The sequence below is a fragment of the Roseovarius halophilus (ex Wu et al. 2025) genome, assembly GCF_047086965.1.
This window is the reverse complement of record NZ_JBKOTX010000291.1, coordinates 1-5,014: the sequence shown is the minus strand read 5'-3', so window position 1 is coordinate 5,014 and position 5,014 is coordinate 1. Positions and strand designations below refer to the sequence as shown.

The window sequence follows — 5,014 nt, the reverse complement described above, 5'->3', positions numbered from 1 at the left end:
GTCGCGGGCGCCGCCGATGCCGGGGCGCGGCGGCTGGGCCGGACCATCGCGACGCTCGGGTCGGCCGCGGAGCCGGGGATCTGGATCAAGACGCCGCTGGTGGACGGTGTGGTCGAGGGGCGTGCCGACAACCCCTCCGCGGGCACCAGCATCGCGGTTGAGCTGCGCCCGGCGGGCGGTGATCCAGGGGCAGGCAGTCAGGTCAGCTTGGCGGCCATGCGCCTTCTCGAGGCGCCTCTGACCGGCCTGCCCGAGCTGATCCTGTTCACCAGGTGATGGCACGGCTGGGCTGGACTGAGCTGCGCCAGGGTCTGGCCTATGCCGACGAGAAGAACGCCAGCCTGATCTCGGCCGGGGTGGCCTTCTACGCGCTCTTCGCGATTTTTCCCGGTATCGCGGCCACGATCTCGCTTTTCGGCTTGCTGGCCGATCCCGAGGTGGTGGAGGGGCAACTGGAGCTGATGCGCGATTTCATCCCGCCAGGCGCCTTCGGGCTCTTCGCGGCCCAGATCGACCGGCTGCTGGGCGCGGGCGGCCAGACCCTGGGCTGGACGACCGGGCTGTCCATCGGCGTGGCGCTTTGGTCGGCGCGGGCCGGGGTCGCGGCGCTGATGCGCGGGCTGAACGCCATCTTCGGGCGGCCGAACCGTGGCGGGCTGGGTCATGTCCTTGTTGCGCTGATGCTGACGGCGGCGTTGGTGGGAATCGCTATCGTGGCGCTGCTTCTGGTGGTGGTCACGCCGATCCTGCTGCAATTCCTGCCCTTTATCGGGGGCTGGGCCTGGCTTCTCGAGATCCTGCGCTGGGCCGTGGCGATCGCGGTCCTGGTTCTCGGGCTGGGCCTGCTCTATCGCTACGGGCCGAACATGGCGCGCGAGAGGCTGGCCTGGTTCACCCCCGGAGCCGGGGTGGTCGTGGTCTGCTGGTTCGCCATGTCGGCCCTGTTTTCCTCCTATGTTGCGAATTTCTCGAACTACAACGAGGTCTACGGCTCGATCGGGGCGGTGATCGCGCTGCTGATGTGGTTCTACCTGTCGTCCTACCTTGTCCTGCTCGGCGCGGCCCTGAACATGGCGTTGCGGCGGTATCGCGGCGCGGACTCGTCCTCGGAGCTTTCGCCCGAATGACGCCGCGGCGGCGACACCAAGGCCTCAGGGACAGGGGCCATCAGGCTGGGGCGCTTGCCGGTGATGGTCGCTCGGATTCAGGGGGCCGTGGGCGGATCCGGCAACCGATTGTCGCGCCGCCGGTGGCCGGCCCTTCGTGCGTCGGGTTTAGCTTGCCTGGCTGCGCGGATGGAAGCGCGTGTCCTCGGCCACCTGGAACCCTCCCTCGCGCACCCGGATCAGCCGCCCCCGGCGCAGAAGCTCGGCGAAGCCACGCAATCCATCCTCGCTTTTGAAGCCCAGCGGGGCGGCCTGGCGCACGCGGCGGAGGATTTGTGCGCGCGAAAACGCCTCGGCCCCTTCGACGAAGGTGATATAAGCCGCAGCGGCTTCCAGCAGGTCTGGCAGCGCGCGCGCCTCCATGCGGTCGGCGAAATCGGCAAAGCCCTCGGTGGTGGGGCTTTCGGGGCGAATGTTCGCCGGGTGGGGCAGCGCGGGATCCTCCGGTTGGCTGGCAGAGGTGCCGGGGGCCCCATCGACGCGCTGGGCGGCCACCAGTTTGAGCGGCGCCGGACCGGCGCGTTTGTCCCTTGCCGCGCTCTGGTCCGTGCTTGACCGCGGGGCGCGGTGCGGGCGCATCACTTGGTCGAGGTCCTCGCGGAAGGCAGTTTCGACCTCGTCCGCGTTGTCGCTGGCACCGTGTCGGCGGGTCGTGCCCTCGGCCCGGGTCGCGGCCACGGCGGCCTTGAGCTGGGCGATGGTGGCGCGGCGGCGGTTGCCTTCAGGCTCCTGCATCTGGGCGTCGGCTTCGTCGAGCAGGCGGGCGAGCGCGGCTTCGTCCGCCCCCGCGGCGTTGGCAAGGCTGTGGGACGGGCCGGACGTACCCCCGGACGTGTCAATGGCCGCATCTTCCACCGGCGCGGTCGTGGGCTCTGGTCGGGGATCGGCAGCCGCCGCCTCGGATGAGCGATCGGGAGCGCTCCGGTCGCCGGGCTGGGCCTGCGCGGCACTTTCCGCTTCGGGCGGCGCTACAGAACGGATGTCCTGCGGCCCGGTGGCGGTGCCGTCGCCGGCGGGTGGGGCGGGGTCATCTTCCGGCTCGGTTTGTACCTTGTCCCCGGGGTCGGGTCGGGCCCGGCGCAGCACCGTTCCACCGGCTTCGGCACGGGCCTCGACCCGATGCCCGGTTTCTATCTCGGCGACGCGGGCCAGCATCTCGGCGTCCGGCGTCGGCGGCACCGCCCCGAAATACCGATCCTCCGCTGCCAAAGTCCGGAAATATTCGGCGATCGCCGTCATCGTGCTGACAGAGTCATCGAACCCGTCCAGCGTACACGAGAAGGCACCGTAAGAGACCGTAAGGGTCTTGCGTGTTTCAACCATGAGATGCTCGTTTACAGAACTACTCCATAAATCTACGACTGTCAGGATGTGTTCGCAATGCGGATCGAAAGAATGTTTGGAACACCATCATTTCGTGACACTTTCATGACGCGGTTTCCGACGCATGGTTAATCGGGCGTGACAGGGGCTGTTGTTTCAAGTCGGGCGCCGGTCACGCTGCTGGGCGGGTCGGATCATGCCGAGGAAGACCTGCGCGCGGCGCTGGCGCTGGCGCCGCGGCTGGTGGCCGCCGACGGGGGCGGCGACGCGGCGCTGCTGGCCGGCCACACGCCCGAGGCGGTGATCGGCGACATGGACAGCCTCTCGACCTCGGGGCAGGAGGTTCTGGCCGAGGTCCTGCACCCGGTCACGGAGCAGGAAACAACCGATTTCGACAAGGCGCTGCGGGCGATCGAGGCGCCGCTGGTGCTGGCGGTGGGCGTTTCGGGCGGGCGTCTGGATCACGAACTTGCCGCGCTCACCGTGCTGGCCCGGCATCCCGACCGGCCCTGCCTGGTGATCGGACAGGACAGCCTGGTGTTCCTCTGCCCGCCGCGCCTGCGGCTGGGGCTGGCGGCGGGCACCACGGTTTCGGTCTATCCGTTGGCACCGGGCCGGGTGGACAGCCAGGGCCTGGAATGGCCCACGACGGGTCTGGAGTTGGCCGCGGATGCGCGGGTGGGCACCTCGAATCGCGCCACAGGCCCGGTGGAGCTGGTGCCCGCGGCGCCGGGGATACTGGTGATCCTGCCGCGCGACCGGCTGGACCTCGTGGTCAGGGAGCTTCTGGCGCAGGCGGATACGGGCGGCGCGAGATGGCCCGCTCGCGCAGGATGATGTAAAGTCCCGCCGCCACGGTGACGCAGATGCCAAGGGCGGCCAGCCCGTCGGGCAGGTCGCGGAAGATCAGCCAGCCGATCAGCGTGGCGAAGGGGATTTCCATGTATTGCATCGGGGCCAGCGTGGCCGAGGGGGCAAAGCGCAGCGACCATGTCATGAACAGATGCGCGACGGTGCCGATCAGCGCCATCAGCACCAGAAGGACGGGGCTGCTCTCGCCCAGCCCCGCGAAGGACAGCACCGGCAAGCCGGGCAGCGCCAGCGCCAGAGGGGCCAGCACGGCGATGGCCATCAGCCCCGAGACGCCCTGCATGGCGGTCGGGTCCACCACCTTGGCGATCCTGCGGGTCACCAGCATGAACCCCACGAAAGCGACGGCGACGCCCAGCGGGAGCAGCGCGGGCCAGCCTGATTCGACGAAATTCGGCTGGATCACCATGAGGGTTCCGACAAACCCCGCCGCGCAGGCGCCGAGGCGGTGCGGGCCGACCTCCTCGTTTAGCAAGAGCCATCCCGCGAGCAGCATCAGGAAGGGCATCACGAAGACGATGGCCAGCGCGTCGGCCAGCGGCAGGTGGCGCAGGGCGGTGAACATCATCCCGATCCCCAGGACGTGCAGCGCCGTGCGCAAGGCGACAAGCCATAGCACCCGCGCGCCCCGCGGCCAGGGCAGGCGCATTGCGAAGGCCAGCGGCAGCAGTGTCAGTGCCTGTGCCCCGAAGCGCACCGCTATCAGCGCGCCGATCGACAGGGTGGCGCCCAGCAGCTTGGCGATGGCATCGCCAAGCGGGGCCAGCAGGCAGAAGGCCAGCATCAGCAGGATGCCAAGGTAGGGGCGGTCACTCTCCATCCGGTCACGCTACTGGCGTTGGTCCGGGGCGCAAGGCCTCGGCAACGGCCCCTGAAAAGGCCCGTGGACAAGCCGGCATCGGTCGGGCTAGATCAGCTCTGGGCAGCAGGAACGGGCCGGGACCATGTTATCGACTCTGGCGTTGCATCTGGGCGCGCATAAGACGGCAACGACGCTGCTGCAGCGTGAATTCGAAGCACGCCGGCGCGAATTGTTGCGACTGGGAACGGCTTATCTCGGCCCCGGCGACCTGCGCGACGAGCCAAGCCTGGTCTTTCCCGTGCCCGAGATGCACCCGGACCGCGTGGCCGAGGTCCAGGGCCGCACGGCGCAGCGGCTGGAAAACATGGTTCCGGGGGCGCTGGGCGACCGCCGCAGCCGGCTGTTGCTGAGCGAGGAAAACATCCTGGGCACCCCGCGCCTGACGCTGCGCCACCGTACGCTTTACCCCGGCTTGATCGCGCGGCTGGGGGCCTTGCCCGCCGCCTGGGACATGGATCAGACGCGCATCTTTTTGTCGGTGCGCGATTACGCGGGCTTTTTCGCCTCGTGCCACAGCACCGTGGCGCAACAGGGGGTCTGGTTGCCCTTCGGGGCGCGGGAACGGGCGGCGCTGGCGCGCCTGCCGCGCCGCTGGCCCGACGTCGTGGCCGATATCCGCGCCACGATCCCCGAGGCTCGCGTGACCGTCTGGCGCTACGAAGAGCTCTGCGCAACAGGCCAGGCGATGGTCGAGGCCATGACCGGCGGCCCTTTCGAGATCGACATGGACCAATCCGGTGCCATGGGCGCGCTCAGCGCCGGGGCCATGGCGCGCATCGCCGCGGCCAGCGCC

At 69.4% G+C, this 5,014-nt stretch carries 6 protein-coding genes; 4 read left to right on the top strand and 2 right to left on the bottom strand.

What is annotated here, in order from left to right; all coding sequences use genetic code 11:
- On the top strand, positions 1-276 hold a 276-nt coding region (locus ACH107_RS29790; RefSeq protein WP_412509328.1), incomplete at its 5' end, for a D-galactarate dehydratase.
- Positions 276-1,127 (top strand): YihY/virulence factor BrkB family protein, encoded by an 852-nt coding sequence (locus ACH107_RS29785; protein ID WP_412509329.1) that lies wholly within the window; start codon positions 276-278, stop codon positions 1,125-1,127. The genes ACH107_RS29790 and ACH107_RS29785, both read left to right, overlap by 1 nt.
- Positions 1,128-1,274: 147 nt before the next feature.
- Here ACH107_RS29785 and ACH107_RS29780 read toward each other — a convergent pair whose 3' ends face one another.
- The gene (locus tag ACH107_RS29780; protein WP_412509327.1) at positions 1,275-2,489 is read right to left on the bottom strand and encodes a hypothetical protein; all 1,215 of its coding nucleotides are present in this window, start codon (positions 2,487-2,489) and stop codon (positions 1,275-1,277) included.
- A 138-nt stretch (positions 2,490-2,627) separates the two neighbouring features.
- Here ACH107_RS29780 and ACH107_RS29775 point away from each other — a divergent pair, with 138 nt between their 5' ends.
- A complete protein-coding gene (locus tag ACH107_RS29775) occupies positions 2,628-3,326 on the top strand; it encodes a thiamine diphosphokinase (protein ID WP_310692135.1) in 699 nt (232 codons plus the stop codon).
- Here the strand turns inward: ACH107_RS29775 and ACH107_RS29770 are convergent.
- Positions 3,265-4,179, bottom strand: coding sequence for a DMT family transporter (locus ACH107_RS29770; protein WP_412509326.1), 915 nt, complete (start codon positions 4,177-4,179; stop codon positions 3,265-3,267). The genes ACH107_RS29775 and ACH107_RS29770 overlap by 62 nt on opposite strands.
- A 124-nt stretch (positions 4,180-4,303) precedes the next feature.
- On the opposite strand from ACH107_RS29770, the gene ACH107_RS29765 reads away from it, so the two are divergent.
- On the top strand, positions 4,304-5,014 hold a 711-nt coding region (locus ACH107_RS29765; protein ID WP_412509325.1), incomplete at its 3' end, for a hypothetical protein.

What these genes read in the sequence shown, in the direction of transcription:
- ACH107_RS29770 (WP_412509326.1), bottom strand. Translation starts at nt 4,179, where the DNA reads ATGGAGAGTGACCGCCCCTACCTTGGCATCCTGCTGATGCTGGCCTTC.
- ACH107_RS29780 (WP_412509327.1), bottom strand. Translation starts at nt 2,489, where the DNA reads ATGGTTGAAACACGCAAGACCCTTACGGTCTCTTACGGTGCCTTCTCG.
- ACH107_RS29785 (WP_412509329.1), top strand. Translation starts at nt 276, where the DNA reads ATGGCACGGCTGGGCTGGACTGAGCTGCGCCAGGGTCTGGCCTATGCC.